The 19,728-nt window shown below is 36.8% G+C and carries 16 protein-coding genes and 1 pseudogene; 11 read left to right on the top strand and 6 right to left on the bottom strand.

Annotated features, from left to right (window positions below; all coding sequences use genetic code 11):
• Positions 1-204: 204 nt before the first annotated feature.
• Positions 205-1,518: a tyrosine-type recombinase/integrase gene (locus D0T08_RS14385; RefSeq protein WP_116983344.1), complete on the top strand. Its 1,314-nt coding sequence runs from the start codon at positions 205-207 to the stop codon at positions 1,516-1,518.
• A 207-nt stretch (positions 1,519-1,725) separates the two neighbouring features.
• Here the strand turns inward: D0T08_RS14385 and D0T08_RS14380 are convergent, their stop codons facing one another.
• Positions 1,726-2,571 carry a cytochrome c family protein gene (locus D0T08_RS14380; RefSeq protein WP_116983343.1) on the bottom strand — a complete coding sequence of 282 codons (846 nt, stop codon included), beginning with the start codon at positions 2,569-2,571 and terminating at the stop codon, positions 1,726-1,728.
• Positions 2,572-2,694: 123 nt separating this feature from the next.
• On the opposite strand from D0T08_RS14380, the pseudogene D0T08_RS14375 reads away from it, so the two are divergent.
• A pseudogene (locus tag D0T08_RS14375) lies at positions 2,695-4,740 on the top strand (glycosyl hydrolase family 95 catalytic domain-containing protein).
• A 21-nt stretch (positions 4,741-4,761) separates the two neighbouring features.
• Here the strand turns inward: D0T08_RS14375 and D0T08_RS14370 are convergent.
• From D0T08_RS14370 to D0T08_RS14355, 4 genes are all read right to left on the bottom strand, one after another.
• Positions 4,762-5,592, bottom strand: coding sequence for an SDR family oxidoreductase (locus D0T08_RS14370; protein ID WP_116983342.1), 831 nt, complete (start codon positions 5,590-5,592; stop codon positions 4,762-4,764).
• Between the two features lie 59 nt (positions 5,593-5,651).
• A complete protein-coding gene (locus D0T08_RS14365) occupies positions 5,652-6,230 on the bottom strand; it encodes a TetR/AcrR family transcriptional regulator (protein ID WP_116983341.1) in 579 nt (192 codons plus the stop codon).
• A 218-nt stretch (positions 6,231-6,448) separates the two neighbouring features.
• On the bottom strand, positions 6,449-7,939 hold the full coding sequence (locus tag D0T08_RS14360) for an ATP-binding cassette domain-containing protein (protein WP_116983340.1): 1,491 nt from the start codon (positions 7,937-7,939) through the stop codon (positions 6,449-6,451).
• The gene (locus D0T08_RS14355; protein WP_116983339.1) at positions 7,936-8,781 is read right to left on the bottom strand and encodes an AraC family transcriptional regulator; all 846 of its coding nucleotides are present in this window, start codon (positions 8,779-8,781) and stop codon (positions 7,936-7,938) included. The genes D0T08_RS14360 and D0T08_RS14355 overlap by 4 nt, the downstream gene beginning before the upstream one ends.
• A 320-nt stretch (positions 8,782-9,101) precedes the next feature.
• On the opposite strand from D0T08_RS14355, the gene D0T08_RS14350 reads away from it, so the two are divergent.
• The 9 genes from D0T08_RS14350 to D0T08_RS14310 all read left to right on the top strand — a co-directional run bounded on the left by D0T08_RS14350 (position 9,102) and on the right by D0T08_RS14310 (position 19,112).
• Entirely contained in the window at positions 9,102-12,203 is a 3,102-nt protein-coding gene (locus D0T08_RS14350) for a histidine kinase (RefSeq protein WP_116983338.1), read from the top strand.
• A gap of 22 nt (positions 12,204-12,225) precedes the next feature.
• On the top strand, positions 12,226-12,966 hold the full coding sequence (locus tag D0T08_RS14345; protein WP_116983337.1) for a LytTR family DNA-binding domain-containing protein: 741 nt from the start codon (positions 12,226-12,228) through the stop codon (positions 12,964-12,966).
• 104 nt (positions 12,967-13,070) lie between these two features.
• On the top strand, positions 13,071-13,295 hold the full coding sequence (locus D0T08_RS14340; RefSeq protein ID WP_116983336.1) for a hypothetical protein: 225 nt from the start codon (positions 13,071-13,073) through the stop codon (positions 13,293-13,295).
• A gap of 3 nt (positions 13,296-13,298) precedes the next feature.
• On the top strand, positions 13,299-13,595 hold the full coding sequence (locus D0T08_RS14335; protein ID WP_147322777.1) for a hypothetical protein: 297 nt from the start codon (positions 13,299-13,301) through the stop codon (positions 13,593-13,595).
• A gap of 118 nt (positions 13,596-13,713) precedes the next feature.
• Entirely contained in the window at positions 13,714-14,100 is a 387-nt protein-coding gene (locus D0T08_RS14330; RefSeq protein WP_116983334.1) for a LytTR family DNA-binding domain-containing protein, read from the top strand.
• 42 nt (positions 14,101-14,142) lie between these two features.
• Entirely contained in the window at positions 14,143-15,477 is a 1,335-nt protein-coding gene (locus tag D0T08_RS14325; RefSeq protein WP_116983333.1) for a tail fiber domain-containing protein, read from the top strand.
• Between the two features lie 63 nt (positions 15,478-15,540).
• Positions 15,541-16,911: a tail fiber domain-containing protein gene (locus D0T08_RS14320; protein ID WP_116983332.1), complete on the top strand. Its 1,371-nt coding sequence runs from the start codon at positions 15,541-15,543 to the stop codon at positions 16,909-16,911.
• Positions 16,912-16,942: 31 nt separating this feature from the next.
• Complete coding sequence (locus D0T08_RS14315) at positions 16,943-18,262, top strand: tail fiber domain-containing protein (protein ID WP_116983331.1); 1,320 nt, start codon at positions 16,943-16,945, stop codon at positions 18,260-18,262.
• 31 nt (positions 18,263-18,293) lie between these two features.
• Entirely contained in the window at positions 18,294-19,112 is an 819-nt protein-coding gene (locus tag D0T08_RS14310) for a C1q-like domain-containing protein (protein WP_116983330.1), read from the top strand.
• On the opposite strand, the gene rdgB is transcribed toward D0T08_RS14310, so the two are convergent.
• On the bottom strand, positions 19,113-19,697 hold the full coding sequence (rdgB, locus tag D0T08_RS14305) for an RdgB/HAM1 family non-canonical purine NTP pyrophosphatase (RefSeq protein WP_116983329.1): 585 nt from the start codon (positions 19,695-19,697) through the stop codon (positions 19,113-19,115).
• Positions 19,698-19,728: the final 31 nt, after the last annotated feature.

Genomic DNA, 19,728 nt, shown 5'->3' with positions numbered 1-19,728 from the left:
TGAAGTTAGATTTATAGGAATCGTTATACAGAAATCGTTCGGATTTGTAAAGAAATCGCAGGTATTTGTGGGGATTTGTAAATAAAAGGATAACGGGTGCCTATAAAGAAATCTTTTAGTGTGGTAATGTACTAAGTAACGTGTTAGGATTCCTAATTTGTAGTAAATTGAAGCTAATTTCCAACCTGTTAAAATTATTAGCAAATGGCTGTAATACCTAACTTTATCGTCATGCTTCATCACCACATTCGGAAAGATGAAAGGCAGAGAATTGAAATCAGGGTGCATTATAACAGACTATCAAAATACTACAAAACAGAATTATTTATCCATCCAGAGCATTTCAATCCATCAGGACAGCTAAAAATGAAAAAGGGTAAAAAAGAAGTTTTCATTGAGGACTCATGGATATTATCATCTTATCACAAATACCATGAATATAATCGTATAATCATAAATGAGATTGAACGACTAAAAAAAGCCTGGAGGAAACTAAAGGATGAAAATAAACCTATTACAGCCCAATCAATTATTTTAAAAGCTAATGAGGTCAATACAGGTTCTTCCATAATTCCGTTTATTAATTTGGAGTTAAAAGAGAAAAGATTATCGGAACAATATCAATTAAGTCATACTTACCGAGACGCTTTTAAAAAACTGTTCTTGTTCTTTGAAAGAAAAATTGACTACAATGATACTAAGCATGAGTTTTCCGGTGAAGATTTTTTCATTGATGAATTGACTAATGAGAAAATACGAGAGTTCAAAATCTACCTATTAACTACTGATACCAAACGCGGTAAGCCGATGGCCGCATCATCTATTGCCCTCTACTTCTCAATTATTAAAGCGGTCTTAGTGAGAAACCCTAATTATAGTGAGTACATTATTAAGCAGTTTAAAGGCATAAGTTTCAGCTATGAAACCGAAAAAGCGCAAAAATTAACCCCTAACCAAATTTTAGAATTATGGAATCTGGACTTGCGTGATAAGTTATCACTTCAAGAAGCTGTAGAGGTGTTCCTATTTTGCTATTTTTGTCAGGGTATCAGAATCGGAGAAGCTATGTTGTTAAAAGTCAAAGATTATGAGAATGGTAGAGTAATAGTTGAAGTTGAAAAATCAGGCAGAAAAAAGAAATTTAGAGACATATTATTAAGCAAAAAAGCAACAATTCTTATAGAGAAATATATTGAAGGAAAAAGTTCGGAAGAGTATATCTTCCCATTCCTAAAATATGTTTCAGGACTTAACGCAGAAGCATTTAGGAAGAAGATGGATAATGCTATTGTGGTTATTAATGAAAATCTAAAAAAGGTCGCCAAACTCTTAGAATGGGATATAACTTTTAGCACACATTCTGCAAGAGGTTCGTTTATAAGCGAATCGGCTAATCAAGGCGATATTTACAAAACTTCGCAGGGAATTGGCCATGCTGAGGTACGAACTACTGAGGGTTACTCTAAGATAAATCACATTCGATTAGATACTTTGAACGAGGTTTATAAAGACGAATAGGATTAAAAAACGTAGCACAAGCGTAACACAAACATTAATACGCATATAACGTAGTGTTCCATTTTGTTGCGATTTCGCGCCAAATTAGGAGATTTTAATACAATACGTTATATACATATTAATATTTCTATTATCGGTTTTAATTAGACGGAAACGCCTTTTTCAATGGGAAAGGCGTTTTTTTATGCGCATATTTTAAGAAAGCTCTTAGTTAATCTTATTCTTACTCATATACTCCAGATATTTCACTATCTCTTCGGCTTCCTTAGGTTTAATACCCAGATTCGGCATTTTCACTTCATTTCTATAACTCTCCGGTTTCTGAATAAAAGCTTTTAAATCTTCTACGTTCCAGTACTCCGTTACACTCTTCGGAAAATTCAGCTCAGGTCCCATTTTGCCACCAATTTTATTAATGCTATGGCAGGTCTGGCAATATTTCTTAAATAGGTCATAACCTGCTTTAGCTGATTCTACTTTTGGTACTAAAGCCGCATCGTTTTCGTGTAGAGGTGCCAAATGTATCTTTACTAAATTATAAGGCCATTTGTAATCTGCGTCGGTTGGAGAAACTCCCTCGTAAACCACATAAAATGGGGCTATTTTTACTTCTTCACCATTTTTCAAAAGTACTTCCCACTCTTTACCCTTAGGTGCATCTACATCATCAACCGCCAGATAGGCTTTCGATGCTAATAGCTTTTCAAGTGGCATTTCAGGCTTATAACCATCTTCGCATTCAAATACTACTTTGGTTTCAGCAGCATTCTGATTTTTTGCTGAAGAGTAATTCTCCAGTATCTCTTTTAACGAAATTGCATTATACCGTTTCTTCTTAAAATAAACCGGATCTTCATTTACCGTCACTACCTGCGTTTTTTCTAATAAACCTTTCTCTTTCAGTTCCAGTAAATCAATCGAAACAGAATCTGTAGAACTTAGCAAAATGGGTTCAGGTTTGGCTACCTGCAAAGAGTCACCTTTAGAAGAGTCTGATGAATTACAAGCAAAAAAAATAAGAGGCAGTAATAAGAATAACAAAACCTTTTTCATCGGTTAAAATAGGGATGGTTTGGTAACAGATTTAAAATTAGCTTAAAATATCAGACAGGAAAATCAAATTTGATTTTTTTTATAAAAGCGCTATTTTTAGTGTATTATTTTAAAACTTTACCTATGAAAAAAATCACAATCGGGAAAATTCTCTTCCTATGTCTGCTTACGCACTTCTCTTTTGCGCAATGGCAGATAACCGCTAAGAACTTCGACCCTAACAATTATTACGGTGTTACAATAGCCAACGGAATGGTTGGTATTATCTCGTCGCCTGAGCCTCTTAAAGTAAAAGATATTGTATTAAATGGTGCTTTTGATACCTACGGCCGTGGTCGGGTATCCAACATCATGAAAGTGTTCGAGTTTGCCAATATGGAGTTGAACGTAGACGGCCGATTAATTGATAAGAAGAATATCAGCAATTTTGCCCAGACTCTGGATATGCAGAATGCCATCTTCACCACTACTTTCGATTTGGGCAATAAAGTATCTGTCAAATCTAACGTTTTGGCACTACGTCACCTGCCTCACTCCGCCATGATTGAAATGGAAATTACAGCCAGACAGGACGTTGAAATTACGCCCATCAGCATCATGCAAACGCCTGATATGCTGAGAGACGTACAAAATTACTATCACCTGATAGACCGCCCACATTCGTTGATTCCTTTAATGACTTCGGTTGCCAAAACGCCAACCGGAAAACATACCATTGCGGCTTCTAACTCCTTTTTGTTTGAAGAAGAACGAGGTAAAGAACCTCAGATAATACATGAAGAATGGGATAATGGCATGCACCGCATGAAATTTACCCGTAAACTGAAAGCAGGTGAAACCTATAAGTTTTCGGTAGTAGGTTCAGTGATTTCAACGGCCCACGTAGCCGACCCACATAATGAAGCCGAGCGCTTAACCATTTTTGCAGCCCTCGAAAAAAGAGAACGTTTACTTAAAAAACACAAGGAAGCCTGGGCTAAAATCTGGGAGTCGGATATTATTATCGAAGGTGACACAGAGGCTCAGAGAGCCGCCCGTTTTTCTCTATACCATTTATATTCATTTTCCAGAGAAGGACAAGCCTACAGCCTTTCACCAATGGGGCTATCAGGTTTGGGCTATAACGGTCACGTTTTCTGGGATACAGAAATATGGATGTTCCCACCTTTATTAGTAATGAAGCCGGAATTGGCTAAATCTATCTTAGAATACCGCTTTGAGCGCCTGGCAGCTGCTAAAGCCAACGCCAAAGAACACGGTTTTTAGGGAGCGATGTTCCCTTGGGAATCTGATGATTCAGGGCAGGAAGCTACGCCTGTATGGGCTTTAACAGGGCCATTCCAGCACCATATTACAGGTGATATAGGATTTGCCTTCTGGAAATACTATCAGGTTACTAAGGATAAAATCTGGTTGAGAGAAAGAGGTTACCCTCTATTAAAAGAAGTAGCTGATTTCTGGGTTAGCAGAGTTGAAAAAGGTACAGATGGAAAATATCATATAATCAACGTAGTGTGTGCTGACGAGTGGGCTGAAAACGTGGATGATAATGCCTACACCAATGGTATGGCCAAAGAAGTACTAGGCTTTGCTAATAAAGCAGCCAAAGAATTAGGCATACCTGAAAACCCGACATGGAAAGAAGTACAGGAAGGTATCATCATTTTGAAATTCCCTGACGGAACTACCCGTGAGCATGCCAGCTATAATGGCGAACCTATCAAACAAGGTGATGTGAATCTTTTAGCATACCCAATGAAACAGATAACTGACCCTAAAATCATTAAAAAAGACCTGGATTTCTACTGGAAAGCTTTAGGTGATAACCAACCGGGAGGCAAAGGACAAAGCCCGGCAATGGCGCATGGTGTTTTTTCTATTCTGAATGTTCGTTTAGGAGATACTGAAACTGCGTATAAGCAGTACTTAGATAGCTACAAGCCTAATGAAGTACCACCATTCGGTGTACTGGCCGAAACGGCAGGCGGTACTAATCCATATTTTGCAACTGGAGCAGGCGGTTACCTACAAACCCTTATCAACGGCTGGGCAGGATTGGATATTACCGATGCAGGGATCATCCAGCTAAAAACCAAACTACCTAGCCATTGGAAATCGTTAACGATTAAAGGAGTAGGGGTAGATAAAAAGACGTTCACGGTTAAATAGACTGATCACCAAAGAAAGGGTTTAGTTTTTAAACCCTTTCTCTACAGCCCCGCGTACAAGTCCATTAAAAACACCAAAAGGCAATAACCTGCGTAAAAACAAAAACAAGGAAGCTTGCCCGCTGGCTGGATAGCGCAATTTGTAGGAGCTATCATTAGCCGCCTTGAAAATCGTCTTACCTACTACCATACTATCTGGTGCACTTTTATATGATTCTTCGGTATTGTAAGTAGCAATTTCTTCATATCTGTCATAATCTTTCAGGCTCTCTTTCTTGAATAAATCCATCGAGCGGGTCATAAAATCAGTTTTAATGGCGCCTGGTTCTATATTTTTAATCTTAATACCAAACTGGCGGACTTCAAATTGTAAAGATTCAGACCAACCTTCCAATGCCCATTTAGTAGCATGATATACACTATAAAGCGGAAAAGTGAGCCTACCACCCATGGAACTTACATTGATAATAGTTCCACCCTTTTTAGCCCTGAAATAAGGCAAAATCTGTCTTGTAACATTCATAACACCAAATACATTGGTATCAAACTGCTTTTGTATCTGTTCCTTAGTTGCCTTTTCAAAAACACCCACAGCACCGTATCCGGCATTGTTGACCAATACATCAATCTTCCCAAAATCTTTAATAGCTCCATCAAGTGCCTTGGTAATGCTCTCATCATTGGTTACATCTAATTGATAGAGTTTTATATTCGGCATTTTAGCTAATTCTGTTTCTTTCTCGGGTGTACGCATAGTTGCGGCAACATTCCAGCCACGTTCGGCAAAGTATTTGGCGGTAACCTTACCTATGCCAGATGATGCTCCGGTAATTAGAATCGTTCGATTATTCATAATATTATTATTTAAAGTGAATATTTATTCATTTATAGATTAAAAAAATAGAAATTTATCTAGCTCTTAATACCATCCCAGATTATACTGAAAATTGTTTCCCACTCTTTGTCAGAAATACTTTTCTGTGAATAAAAAGATACTTTAGCCATAGTTTCAAGCATGCCGCAAATAAGGGTAACCAGTAGTTCTGGTTCAGTTTCTTTGATAATTCCCTGCCGCTGTCCTTCAATGATTAACTCATAGAAAGGCTGCATTACCGCAGTTTCCTCTGCCAATACACTTTCTGTTTCGTGGAAAAAAGGTGAGCGATAGTATTGCTCAAAAAAAGCGCCATATTCAGGGCCTTCAAGATTATATATCAGAAAATTATAGCATATTTTATTCACTCTCTTTTTAAGCGGCTCATTAGTAAGAATACCCTGTATTACATTAGCAGATGATTTTCTTAATAGATATAAGTACAATTTCCTGATTAATTCTTCTTTATCTCTGAAATAGATATAGAGTGTTCCGGTAGCCAGATGTGCTTCCTTAGCCAAATCAGACATCTTCAATCCCGCCAAACCAATGCGTGCGATCATTTTTAAGGCAGATTCCAGTATCAGTATTTCTTTATTTTCGTCCTTTGCTCTCATCTATCACAATTGCAGCACAAATATAAATGAATAAAAATTCATTTTACAAGGAAAATATTGTTTTTATTTTTAAAGCGCCATTTCCTCTTGATAGTGGCTTAGGCTTCGCTCCGCCACCGAGAGACCAATAATTTTCCGGTGACTGAACGGAGCGGCCGCCGCTCGGCCGAAGCCACATTCCCACCCATGTTAAGAACAAAACAAAAATCCATTTAAATCTAAACCTTCCTCTCTCCCATTTCTACAGTCTTCCCATTCTCCAACCTGATTATCTTATCAACACAAGCAGGAATCTCATCCGGGTAATGCGTTACATATATCAAAGTTTTATTAAGGGCCAATACCAGCTCATCAACTAAATCCCTGAAATAAACCATATGATTATAATCAAGCCCCTGACAAGGCTCATCTAATAGCAGCAATGATGGGTTTTTAACCAAAGCTCTTGCCAGGAATACCTGCCGCTGCTCACCAGATGAAAGTTGCGTAATCTGCCGGTTAGATAAATGATGAATATTCAATAATTTCAGATAGTCTTCTACGATGACATGCTCTTCGGGCGTAAGTTTTTTAAACAACCCTGCCGAATCAAACAAACCGGATGCAACGGCTTTCCATACTTCGGTATGGCGATTGAAATAGAGGTGCAATTCTGGCGAAACATATCCTATGCGCTGTTTAATATCCCAGATACTTTCTCCTGTACCACGCTTCCAGTCAAACAATTCATAATCGTTTTGATAGCCCTGTGGATTATCAGCCGTAATCAGGCTGAGTAACGTACTTTTGCCGGAGCCATTCGGTCCCATTAATGCCCATTTTTCACCTTTTTTTACCTGCCAGTTTACACCATCTACCACATTTTTGTTTTTATACGTCACAACAATATTGCGCATATTAATGGCACTGGAAAACTCGTGCTTGGGTGGGTTACTTTCTATTTTCGCTAAAATTTCAGGATACAATAATTTTTCCTTAGATATACGCTTATGCGTAAACTGAAAAGGTTTTGCATAAATTTTTTTAACCTCACCCTCTTTTAATTCAATCACATTCGTGATACAATCCGGTAGTTCATTTATTGAACTCACAATAATAATCTGAATACCTGATTGGGATACCTGATTCAATACCTCATGTAGAGTATATCGGCTTTCAATATCCAGCCCAATGAATGGATTATCTAATAGTAAAAACTTTGGTTTTCTTAATAAAGATAAAGTTATCAATGTCCGCCGGGTTTCTCCGTTCGATAGCGTAACGATACTTCGGTCTAATAAATGGTTAATCTTTAACAGGCCCGATACGTGAGATATTTCTTCATCTGAAAACTCCGGCGGAGGTAATTTAATGGAGCTTTCATTAACTGTCCCAATCGGTTTAATTTGGTTTTGCAGGATTTCTATCACCGTGGGTGCAATCTCTGCATCCATTGAGTTGAACCGCTGTTGATAATATTGCGTGGCTGATTGCACAATCCGGTTAAAACTATAATCTTTAGCGACAAAGGCAATTGCTGAATGATGAGGTATATGAGCCGTACCTTTAAACGGGAATATCTTTCCGGCTATAATCTCCAACAAAGTACTTTTGCCTGCTCCGTTTCCCCCAATGATAGCCCAGTTTTCATTTTCCTTAATTTGCCAGTTAATATTGTGCAAGACCGTGCGGTCTCCTTTTTGTACAGATACTTTGTTTAATTCAATCATTTGGTTAGAGATAGCCTATATTCACGGGGGCTTTTGCCCTTAAGTTGCTTAAAAGTTTTATTGAAATGCGAAATATTATTGAAGCCTACCTCAAAACAAATATCGGCAATAGAAAGATTGTCAAATAATAGTCTGCACGCCTGATTTACCCGATACTCATTCACAAAATCGGTGTAAGTAAGGTGTGTGATTTTCTTGAAATACCGACAGAATGAGGGTACTGTAAGGCTCACCAAATCGGATACAACCTGAATATCTATCGGTTCACGGTAATGATGCTCTACATACTCATATACCTTATTAATACGATTTTCATCTTTATGGCTGAAATCAAATAAAGCTTCGGGTGCATTGAGTGCCGAATATTCAGAAGTCGTGGCAAGTGTTTGAAAGATATTCAGTAACTCTACCAATCGGTCAAAATGCGATAGATTGAGCATTTTTTGCAGTTTAGAAGCTACTATCTTTTTAGCCTTTCCATGAAAAGATAATCCTTGCCTGGCTTTTTCAAACAAGTGCTTAATCTGCTGCATTTCAGGCGTATACATAAAGCTTTCGCCCAGAAAATCCTCCTTGAGTTGTACAACTATTTCTTCATGTTCGCCTATCACGCCATAGCCGAAGCCCGTATGAGGCAGGTTTGGACCAATGAAAACCAGTTCGCCCTCTTCATAGTTAGTCAGGTGCTGACCAATATGTAATTTACCGGAACCTTTGCGTACAAAAACGATTTCATACTCCGGGTGATAGTGCCAGAAGAACCTGTCATTTTCTGACTTCCAGTGAATAAGACGGAAAGAACTACCCGTATCAGGGGAGATTTTCTCGTATTCTACTTTCATGCTTTATTATCATTATCGGTAAAACAAATTTATAAAATATGTTAATAAAGTACAAGTATTTGATAATGATGGAATAGTTTATTGTAGAAAAATAGCTGAATTTTGTAGTCATAAATATCTATTATTTAGCCTTTCTTTTGACAAATATACTTTACCTATGATAATTGAATTAGCGAAGCCAAGGCTTCGCTTTTTTATTGTATGGCAATTTTCTTAATTTTTCAGAGCAATTATTAGCTTTTTATTATAAAGTTTCTACTTTTACGGCATCTATGCCCTAAAACTTGATAGTCAGATTCCTCAAACTCTTTCTCTTTCTTTTGTTTCTCACCGAAAATCTTTCGGCACAATATATCTTTGATAATATCAAGACCAAAGACGGTCTGGCTGATAAAAAGGTAATAAACATTCTACATGATAGTGAGGGCTATTATTGGTTTGGTACACTCAACGGATTGAATCGTTTTGATGGCTCTAGTATTAAGGTATTTAATAAAGCGAACAAAAATGCGCCCGGACTACCTGATGATTATGTAAATTCAATAGTTGAAAATACAGACGGTACATTATGGCTGTCTACTCCTGTAGGCGTAAGTATTTTTAATAAATGGACACAGACTTTTACTACTGCTATATTCGAAAACTATACTAAATCTCTTAACATAATTAAGCTCTTTCGTGATAAGTATAAAAGAATCTGGGCATTTACCTATGACGAAGGCTTATTCTGGTTTGATACAAAAAAACAGAAGTTTGTTCACTTTAAAGGAGATGAAATTCTTAAGAACATTGGTATTTTTAGATTAGGTATAGCCCAGGATAGTCTTCGCAATGGCTTTTGGATATCAACAGAGCATGGCCTGCATTTTGCTGACTATGAAGTCTCAAAAATCTATAATCAAACCAATAACCCCAAGCAATGGCAAGTATTGAATAACCAGCATATTATTAATGCCGTAGCGCTTGATAATGAAAATAACTTATGGTATAGCGATCAGGCTGATAAGTCTTTTCATCATTATAATTTTAAGACTAAAGCAGACAGGCGTTGGGGAGAACTACTCAAAAAACCATTGATAGAATTTGGCGATGGAGCAAATAAGCTCTTTGTCGATTCACAAGGTACACTCTGGATTTCATCCTGGAAGTACCGCTCATTTTATTTAAAAAAAGGAGCAAAGGATATAGAACAATTTGATTATGCCATAGCTGACCCTAACGACTTGGGCTACGGTTTTTTTTATGATTGTTATGAAGATAAAAAAGGTACTGTATGGATTGGTACATTAAACGGTGTAAGTCGCTGGCGGATGAATCATGCCTTAGAGAATATTATTCATATACCTAGTTATAAAGCCTATATTGACGTAGAGTTTGCCTCAATTAACGATATGTTATTAGGAGAAAACGGTGACTATTGGATAGCCAAGGAAGATGGCTTGTTTTATTTGAAAAACCTTCAGGCTACGCCTGACAGGTATTTTATTTCAACAAAAGACCTCAGTAGAAATGAGATATTAACCGCTACTTTAGTGAATAATGAAATCTGGTGTACTACTTATTACGGTCTGATAGCTTTTAATCCGACCACCAAACAATTTCGTAATGTTGATATACCACATTTAAATATAGAAAAGATATCTATACTTCATGAAAACAGGCCTTATATTACTAAAATTTTCAGGTCTCAAGGAATTTTACCGGAGGAAGAAGAGAACAATACCCTATGGTTATATGTTTACATGGATGGTTTTTATACTTATAACCTTAAAACCAAACAGATAAAAAGATATCTATTAGAAGCAGAATATTGTCACCCCATCTATCAGAAAAAGCCCGGCGAAATGTTTGTTTTGACGGCCAATGGCATCTGGTTCTTTAATAAGAAGCAACAAAAATTTGATAAGCTTGAGGCTGATTGCCTGAAAGGGCTTGCTTTATATAATTCAGTAGAAGACGAAAATGGGTATTTATGGGTGGGTACTAATAATGGCATTTATCAGATTGACACTAATGGGAAGTGTCTTTATAAAATGACTACTTCTGAAGGTCTGCTTACCAATAGTGTTTCAAAATTAGAATTTGACCAACTCAATAATCTTTGGATCGGAACCCATGCAGGTACATTAGGCTATCTGAATATCAAAACTAAAACCTACGCTGTTTTTGATTTTAAAACACGTCTTCCTTTTCATGAGTACTGGGCAAACTTTAAAAAGAATCCAAAAACAGGACAATTTACTGTTTCTGTTTTTGATGAAATACTCGTGATTAATCCACAGAAATTACAGCACAAGGAAGCAGTACAAAAAGCTATTATTACCGATATTCAGGTTTTTGAAAAAGAAATGCCTTTTACTGAAAAAGACAGACTTAATCTTACCTATAAGCAGAACTATTTCACTATTAACTTTTCTTCGCCCGACCATCGGGATAATGTAGCCTTGCAATATGCCTATAAGTTGGAAGATTATGATGATAACTGGGTATACTGCGGACGACGCCTATCGGCATCTTATACAAATGTACCGGGCGGAAACTATAAGTTTTTAGTAAAGGTAATTGATAACCAGGGTAAAAGACAGGAAAAAACTACTGTATTTAATATCTACGTAAAACCTCCTTTCTGGGAAACGTGGTGGTTCAGGCTAATCATGTTTACTGTATTCTTAGCTATTGCTTATTGGGTCTGGCAATTGTTCCAGAAGCGGCAGGAACAACGTAAACTGATGGAAGAAAAGGAGCGCAAGCTACTGGAGTTTAATAAAGTACTGGCTGAATCGAAGCTAACGGCTTTGCGTACGCAGATGAACCCTCACTTTGTATTCAACTGCCTCAATAGTATTCAGGAATGTATCGTGTTCGAGAAATATAAAGAAGCCCAGAACTACCTACAGAAGTTTTCTAGATTGATGCGTTTGGTACTTCAAAATTCTGACAAAAACCTGGTGCCGCTTAGCCAGGAAATAGAAATGCTGAATCTATATCTCGAATTAGAAAAGTTGCGATTTACTGAGAAATTTACCTACGAAATCATTTACGATGAAGAGGACATTGATACAGAAACAATCGAAATTCCACCTATGCTCTTGCAACCTTTTGTAGAGAACGCCTTGTGGCACGGGCTATTGCCTAAAAAAGATAATAGGGTACTTACTCTTAGTTTTGACTTGGTGAATGATGATATTTTGGTATGTAGCATAGAAGATAACGGGATAGGCCGACAAAAATCCCATCTATTGAAGAAGAATCAGACTAGTACTAAGAAACATATATCAAAAGGCATAAGAATCACGCAAGACCGTTTGAATCTCATAAGCTTACAATACAATCAACACGCACGAATAGAGATTATTGATAAAGAAGATACTGAGGGGAATCCGACAGGCACCAAGGTAGTCATCGAGCTTGCAGTGGGTTAGTAATTATTAAAAACATACGGCTATGATAAAAGCACTATTAATAGATGATGAGGCATCTGCCCGAAATCTATTAAGCCATTACCTGAAAACAGAAATTCCCGAAGTCAGCGAAATCAGACTGGCTGAGTCGGTTGAAAATGCTTTAGACACGCTTAATTCTTATCAGCCTGATATTATATTTCTGGATATTGAAATGCCTGAGCGCAACGGCTTCGATTTTCTGGTTGCCTGCGAGCTAATAAATTTTGATATTATATTCGTGACAGCCTATAATCAATATGCGATTAAAGCTATCCGTTTCAGTGCTTTAGACTATCTATTAAAACCGGTTGACACTGAAGAACTAAAAGCAGCCATTGCAAGGCATTTAGAGAAGCGTGGAACTAACCAACAGGCACTCTATGATAACCTGAAGCAAAACCTTAAAAACAAGGAAGAAAAAGAGTTTCAGCTGGCTGTGCCAACTACCGAGGGTGTTTTCTTTTTCCGACTCGAAAACCTTATTCGTCTGGAAGCTAACGGGAGTTATACTCTCATTTATTCTACTACTCGTAAACCCTTCCTAGCATCAAAAAACCTTAAATATTTTGAAGAGACCTTAGATAGTCAATCGTTTATCCGTCCACACAAGTCTCATCTCGTAAACCTGAAACATATTACAGGCCTTTCGGCTGATAAAGATTATCTGGTTTTACAAGACAACTCTCAGGTTGAAATCTCTCGCCGTAAAAAAGAAGAAATCCTTAGTATTTTAGGGGTATAATAAGCCTCTCCTACCGAAAACAAACTCTTTTGTGCCGTTCGCAAAACGTATTTCTGCTTTGCGATTGGCTGACTTTACTTTGCTTCGAGGCTCACAAAAACTGTATGGACAACGTAGCAAAAGCAATTGTATTAGGGGTAAAAGAAACAGGCCGACACCTAAATTATAATCCCGTTCTAATCGTAGAATTATTGGTATATGCAGAAGATGCCAGTGCATTTAAAACTTCTGTTGAACTGACTGTACCCAGAGTTTCCATTCCAAAAATGGGAGATAAATGGCTGGTTAAATATAATTCTACAAAAAAAGATGAAATCGAAATTTTATAAACCATGAACACTAATCTCATGCTCACATTTTTCAAAATAGGTGCGGTGATAAACGGCATTGCGATACTCATTGCCTTTATTCATCTGGTAGTGGATGCAATCGAACAATCGACCACAGATAATGTGGTGATTACTCTGATTATAGTAGCCTATATCGCCTTATTAACTCTGGGTTACTTTCTTAAACTCCATAATCACCTGAAAGCGGCCTTGATAGTAATATGGGTTCCGGCATTTCCTGTAGCCTTAATGGGAATTGTGTTTCTGCTACTCATTATCATAAACCCAGATTTTAAATAAGTAGAAAAGCCCGTATTAACCGAAAATAAAACCAGTGTTGCCGTTTACAAAATCAATTTCAGTACATCTGATTAAGCCATATAAATTTGAACCATCAAACACAAAATAAGAAAAAGCAATGAAAACTCCTATTCCAAATGTACACTTTCCAATGATTGAATCAGGTAGAATCCAAATCAGAGGAGACAGAGGTAAAATCAAATTACCTATCAAAAACATCCTTTTTTTAGAAAGCGAAATCAATTACACCATTATTTATACTACCGATGGTAAAAAGTATTTATCTGCTTATACACTAGGTATTTATGAGACCTTACTCACTTCTAAAGCCGAATTTGTGCGTACGCATCGTGACACTTTGGTAAATATGAATCATGCAGAAACAGTAGAAATGCACGAAGACAGAAGGGGTATGATTAAATTGAATACTGGCAAACAAATACAGGTCTCTCGCCGTAAAATACGAATGGTTATTGAACGCAATAATGAATTAATGCGCGCTTAAAAGCTATCAAATCCCGAATAGAATTTCTAAAAACACAAACTCATGGAACAGTTTTATAAGCGTCTTACCTTTCTGATTCTCTTCTTTAATACAATTACTTCTCTTTCATTCGCCCAGATTTTTGCAGCAACAGGTGAAAATCAGAGTATCACAATTACACCTCAGGGTATACAAGGAAAATTTCCGAACTCAACTGAAACTACCAATGTAGCATTAGGGAGAGGAGCTCTGAAATCTGTTACAACAGGTAAGAATAATACTGCTATCGGCGATAAAGCTCTATTTAATAATGATGAATCTAATAATACAGCCTGCGGCTATTTTGCCCTATTTGCCAATACAACAGGCGTGTTAAACTCAGCTTTTGGTGCTAATGCCTTAGAAAACAACACAACTGGATATGGGAATGCTGCTATAGGTGCTTATTCACTTAACAGTAATATCTCTCTTTCAAAAAACGTAGCTATCGGTGCTTATGCTTTGTTCTCGCAATCATATGCAGGTACTGTTTCTGAAAACACGGCTATCGGGCATTCAGCTCTATATAGCAATAACCCTACCGATGCATATAATGGCAGACAAAATACAGCTATTGGTAACGGTGCTCTTTATTCTAATACAACTGGAGCAAATAATATAGCAATAGGTTATCAGGCATTATATAGTGCCAAGCAAAATGATAATAACGTAGCGATTGGTTATAAAGCTTTGTGGAGTAATATTATTGGTTCAAGAAACGTAGCTATAGGAAATGAAGCTTTACTAAATAATAATGGTTCAGGAAATGTAGCTATTGGGTATAGAGCCGGTTACAATGCCTCTGGAGACGATAAATTATATATTGCTAACAGTGAAACAGATACACCTTTAATAGGTGGAGATTTCGGAGCTCAAAAGTTAGCTATTAATATGAATCTGACGCTCGTTGGCCCTAATGATTTCAGAACCAGGACAGAGGCGCTTCAAGTAGGAGGGCAGGCTTTTAAAACCCTGGGAAATGGAAACTGGAAATTTGTATCTGACCGTCGTTTAAAGAAAAATATAACTTACCTGAATAAGGATGAAATGTTAGAAAAACTGCTACTCATGCAAGGAGTAACTTATGAGCTGAAAGATGAAAACAATAAAGAGTTTCACTACGGATTTATTGCTCAGGATTTACTCAAAATATTTCCAACAAAGATTAAGGAAAATGCCGCAGGGTATTTATCAGCAGATTATGGTTCTTATGATTCCATTCTGATAGAAGCAATCAAAGCAATTAACGAAAATGTAGAGGATTTGAAGAAAGATATTCCTGCTAAAGAAGTGCTTTATAAACAAACAATGCTTTTGGCCGAAAACTTAGAAAAACGAACTCAACAGTTGAACAAATAAACTTCAATCAGAATTTTATAGTCTGTCTATTAAAACTATCATTCTTTAAGCAATTTATCAAAAATGAAAATATATTTCACATGGTTTATGCTTTGCCTAAACATTTCTGCTTCACTTGGTCAGGTTTTCACAATAACAGATTATAATAAAAGCATGACTATTGTGCCACAGGGCATAAGAAGTACTATTCCCGCCTTATCAGATGTAACTAATGTAAGCTTAGGAGAATTTTCTTTCTATTCTATCACATCAGGAACCAAAAATATTGCTATTGGCCATCGTACACTTTATTTTAATACATCCGGCTCTCAATTAACTGCAGTTGGCTATAGAGCTCTTTCAAGTAATTCAACAGGCGTATTAAATTCTGCTTTTGGAAGAGGTGCCTTACACAATAATAAGACTGGTAATGAAAATACAGCTTTTGGTGGAAATACACTTGAAAGTAATATTTCGCTTTCCAGAAACGTGGCTATTGGTCAGAATGCACTTCGTGAGCAAGACTATGATGGCGGAAACAATAGCGACAATGTAGCAGTAGGGGAACAAGCTTTAATGCACAATAATCCTACCGATGCTACTAATGGTCGTCAGAATATTGCTATAGGTGGTAATGCCCTTTATAAAAACCAAACAGGGGCCCGAAATATTGCTTTAGCGTACAGTGCTGCTTATGCTATGCTGACGGGTAATGATAATGTGGTTTTAGGAACTAGTGCTCTTGTTCTAAATACTGCCGGCTCACAAAACACAGCTATTGGGAGTGAGGCTTTAAAAAAGAATCTCGGCTCAGGTAATATAGCACTTGGTGACAAAGCAGGAATAAATGAAACCGGAGATAACAAATTATATATTATTCCTATTGATGATGATATACCTTTAATAGGAGGAGATTTTACTAATAAAAAAGTTGGAATTGCTCGAAATATAGTATCAACAGCTAATCCTAATGATTTTAAAAACCGTAATGAAATACTACAAGTAGAAGGAGAAGCTTTCAAAACAGTTGGCAACGGTAGTTGGGTTTTCCCTTCTGACCGCCGCTTAAAAAAGAACATTCTATTACTGAATACTCAGGAGATGTTACAAAAGGTCTTACAAATGCAGGGAGTAAGCTATGAAATGAAAGATGAAAATAACAAAGGCATACAATATGGCTTTATAGCACAGGAGTTAAGAGAAATATTCCCATCTAAAGTAAAAGAAAATTTGTCAGGCTATCTGTCAGCAGATTATGGTTCGTACGACCCAATGATTGTAGAGTCTATTAAAGCTTTAAATAAAAAAATTATGCTTTTACGAAAGGATAAAACAGAATTAGAAACAGCATTTAAAACTTTGAATACAGAACTTAATACACTTTTAACAAAAGTAAGTCAATTAGAAACTGTAAAGGCCGAGCCTGCTAAATCGACTAATATAACAGAAAAATAAATCTAAAATTTAAGTATTAATACATATAAATATGAAAAAGCTTATACCTATTCTGTTATTTTACTTCATATCCTCATTATCATTCGGACAGATATATGTCAATAGTGATAGCGATGAAAGTATAACCATTATTCCTTCAGGCATTATCGGCAAACTACCGAATTCAACTAAAAATGATAATGTAGCATTAGGAGCCGGAGCATTAAGAAATATTACAAACCAATATGAAAATGTTGCTGTTGGTAATAATGCTCTTTATTCTCTGACTGGTACCAGAAGTACTGCTTTTGGAAGCCTTGCCCTTTATAGTAGTACTACTCCTACTTTTAATCAGGCTTTTGGCAATAATACCTTAGAATTTACTACGACCGGCTCTAACAATACTGCCTTTGGCAGTTTTGCCCTTCGCAACAATACTGTATTAGGAGGTAATGTAGCTATAGGAGTGAAATCATTATATGAACAAAGTATATATAGCAATGCCAATGGCAGTAATATTGCTGTAGGCTATTTTGCACTTTACTCAAATAACACTAAAGGCATATATAATACAGGAATAGGGGCTTATGCTTTACAAAATAATGTAACTGGCTCAAGTAATTTAGCAATAGGCTACCAGGCAGCTATAGGTAATGAGTCAGGAGTATCTAACGTAGTTGTAGGAAATAATGCCTTTACAGTAGCAACAGGACTGGCTGAAAATGTAGTAATTGGTAATGGAGCATTATATAATAATAATCAATTAGGTAATCATGTAGCTATCGGCTATAATGCAGGCTATACTTCTACACAAAATAACATGTTGCATATATCTAATAGTAACACTGTTACTCCTTTATTAGGTGGCATTGGCTATATGAAGAAAGTAGCTATTAATCGTAATTTAAATCTTGCTGGAGGCAACTTCTTTTTAACACGCACAGAAGCTCTACAAGTAGAAGGACAAGCGTTTAAAACATCTGGTAATGGTAACTGGATTATTCCATCTGATCGCCGCTTAAAAAAGAATATTACTCCTTTGAATAGTGAGGAAATATTGGCTAAAGTCTTACAAATGAAAGGAGTTACTTATGAAATGAAAGACAGCACGCAGAAAGGGCTTCAATATGGTTTTATAGCACAGGAATTACGCGAAGTTTTTCCGGATAAGATTAATGAAAATGCAGATGGATATCTTTCGGCAGATTATGGGTCTTATACGGCTATTGAGATAGAAGCTATTAAAGCCTTGCATGAGAAAATAGCCGAATTAGAGAAATATAATACTACACTTAAAGAAAGAATCGAAAAACTGAAAAGTGCTAAAGAAGTAATCTCAAAAAATATAGATAGGATTGAAAGTGAAAAATAAGGATTAGCAATAATTTTAACCAGCTATAATTATGAAAAAGCTATTCATTTTATTACAATTTGTTTCCATAGCTGCTTTTTCGCAAGCTACTCTCTTAGAACCTTATGCAATCAGCATTCCAAAAGTTACAGCGAATCCTACCTGTAATGTGGCTGCCAAAGGAAAACAGATTTTTAATACTACCAGTAATAAAATGTTTTATTGTAATGGTAGTAGCTGGATAGATTTGTCAGGATTAGAATTGACTTTGCCTTATACGGCTACAGGTTCAAACCCTAATTATTTGCTTTCAATCAATAATACAGGGCAGGGAAAAGCCTTAAAAACAAATGGCGGTTTGCAAATGACCGGAGTCGGTGAAGGAATGGGTAAAGTACTCACCTCTGATGCCAGTGGAAATGCTACCTGGCAAGGTGCTGTGGCTTTCTCGGCTACCTATGGCGGTGAGTCTAACTTAACTGTAGGGCAAAGCGCCGAGATTACTATTCCGTTTAGCACTGAAACCTATGATTTGAATAATAATTTCTCAAATACCTCTTTCACAGCTCCAGTAAGTGGTATTTATCATCTCGATGCTACCATCACCTGGACTGGCTTTTCACCTGCTAATGGTTATGGGAGATTAAGCTTGTTTAAAAATGATGAAGCAGTATATGGAGAATATCAGGCCGGGCAGCAGAATGCCTTTTCGCAGCATTTATCCTTAGATATAAAATTATTTACTAATGACGTTGTCAAATTAAAAGTATTTCAGAGCAGCACCTCCGAGCAGGCCCTTACTAATACAGGTCTTTTTGGAAGTACTGGCAACTATATGTATTTTTCAGGACACTTGCTGACAAGACAATAATTATTTTTGAGGCAGTCTATCCAGAAAATCAATTAGCTGCGCTACAGCCAAGCCACGGTGGCTGATAGGATTCTTTTCTTCGATACTCATTTCAGCAAAAGTTCGGTCATATCCGTCAGGAACAAAAAGCGGGTCGTATCCAAAGCCCTGTGCACCTCGCTTTTCTTGTGTAATAGTTCCTCTGATAATACCATCAAACTGGTGAATATCATCTCCTAGAATCAAAGTAATCACGCATCTGAATTGTGCACCTCGATCTTGATTATTTCCCAGGTTTTTAAGCAGCAATTCCATATTCTTCCCATGATTGCCATGCTCCCCTGCATAGCGGGCAGAAAAAACACCTGGTTCACCATTCAGGGCATCTACTTCTAAACCTGAATCGTCCGCAATACAATTCACCCCAAATCTTTCTCTAACAAACAAGGCTTTCTGACGTGAATTACCCTGAAACGTATTTTCAGTCTCAGGAATTTCATCATAACAGCCAATATCAGCCAATGTTTTCAATTGATATTTGCTACCTAACAATGCTTGCAATTCTTCTACTTTGTGTTGATTATTAGTGGCGAGGCATAAGACCATAATTGTTGGGGAGGATTAAATGTTTGTTTGG

The organism is Emticicia sp. C21 (assembly GCF_003418935.1).
Taxonomy (GTDB): domain Bacteria; phylum Bacteroidota; class Bacteroidia; order Cytophagales; family Spirosomataceae; genus Emticicia.
Note: the sequence above shows the minus strand (reverse complement) of the source record. Positions and strands in the feature narration are given on the sequence as shown.

Excerpts from the sequence above, each read along its gene's own strand:
- D0T08_RS14355 (WP_116983339.1), bottom strand. The coding sequence starts at position 8,781 with ATGAAAGTAGAATACGAGAAAATCTCCCCTGATACGGGTAGTTCTTTC.
- D0T08_RS14370 (WP_116983342.1), bottom strand. The coding sequence starts at position 5,592 with ATGAATAATCGAACGATTCTAATTACCGGAGCATCATCTGGCATAGGT.
- D0T08_RS14335 (WP_147322777.1), top strand. The coding sequence starts at position 13,299 with ATGAACACTAATCTCATGCTCACATTTTTCAAAATAGGTGCGGTGATA.
- D0T08_RS14315 (WP_116983331.1), top strand. The coding sequence starts at position 16,943 with ATGAAAAAGCTTATACCTATTCTGTTATTTTACTTCATATCCTCATTA.
- D0T08_RS14360 (WP_116983340.1), bottom strand. The coding sequence starts at position 7,939 with ATGATTGAATTAAACAAAGTATCTGTACAAAAAGGAGACCGCACGGTC.
- D0T08_RS14380 (WP_116983343.1), bottom strand. The coding sequence starts at position 2,571 with ATGAAAAAGGTTTTGTTATTCTTATTACTGCCTCTTATTTTTTTTGCT.
- D0T08_RS14345 (WP_116983337.1), top strand. The coding sequence starts at position 12,226 with ATGATAAAAGCACTATTAATAGATGATGAGGCATCTGCCCGAAATCTA.
- D0T08_RS14325 (WP_116983333.1), top strand. The coding sequence starts at position 14,143 with ATGGAACAGTTTTATAAGCGTCTTACCTTTCTGATTCTCTTCTTTAAT.
- rdgB (WP_116983329.1), bottom strand. The coding sequence starts at position 19,697 with ATGGTCTTATGCCTCGCCACTAATAATCAACACAAAGTAGAAGAATTG.
- D0T08_RS14310 (WP_116983330.1), top strand. The coding sequence starts at position 18,294 with ATGAAAAAGCTATTCATTTTATTACAATTTGTTTCCATAGCTGCTTTT.
- D0T08_RS14320 (WP_116983332.1), top strand. The coding sequence starts at position 15,541 with ATGAAAATATATTTCACATGGTTTATGCTTTGCCTAAACATTTCTGCT.
- D0T08_RS14365 (WP_116983341.1), bottom strand. The coding sequence starts at position 6,230 with ATGAGAGCAAAGGACGAAAATAAAGAAATACTGATACTGGAATCTGCC.
- D0T08_RS14385 (WP_116983344.1), top strand. The coding sequence starts at position 205 with ATGGCTGTAATACCTAACTTTATCGTCATGCTTCATCACCACATTCGG.
- D0T08_RS14330 (WP_116983334.1), top strand. The coding sequence starts at position 13,714 with ATGAAAACTCCTATTCCAAATGTACACTTTCCAATGATTGAATCAGGT.
- D0T08_RS14340 (WP_116983336.1), top strand. The coding sequence starts at position 13,071 with ATGGACAACGTAGCAAAAGCAATTGTATTAGGGGTAAAAGAAACAGGC.